1 tRNA gene is annotated in these 311 nt (G+C 39.5%); it reads left to right on the top strand.

The window, feature by feature from the left end:
• The first annotated feature begins 151 nt into the window (after nt 1–151).
• Nucleotides 152–228, top strand: a tRNA-Met gene (locus A1QC_RS04705).
• The last annotated feature ends 83 nt before the right edge of the window (nt 229–311 follow it).

The following is a 311-nucleotide window of genomic DNA, read 5'->3' as shown; positions in this document are numbered from 1 at the left end:
AATCCAGGTAGCCCAGCCAATTTTAAATTCCTAGGTAGCAACACTTAGTTTCTAGGAAGAGCGAAAGCTCAAAGAAAAGTTTCATCTAAGGTGGAACAAAGGGCGAGATTGTATTATATTACTCCGCTCACAAAGTTACTCAGTAACTATTGGCTACGTAGCTCAGTTGGTTAGAGCACATCACTCATAATGATGGGGTCACAGGTTCGAATCCCGTCGTAGCCACCATATTTAAAGCGTTTCTTGTTTATCAAGGTACGTTACTCGATAAGTAAGTTTATCCAATCAACTTACTTTCTAATATCGAGATG

Source organism: Vibrio rumoiensis 1S-45 (assembly GCF_000286955.2).
GTDB lineage: Bacteria > Pseudomonadota > Gammaproteobacteria > Enterobacterales > Vibrionaceae > Vibrio > Vibrio rumoiensis_A.
The sequence above is the reverse complement of the archived record's forward strand: the minus strand, read 5'-3'. Positions and strand labels throughout refer to the sequence as shown.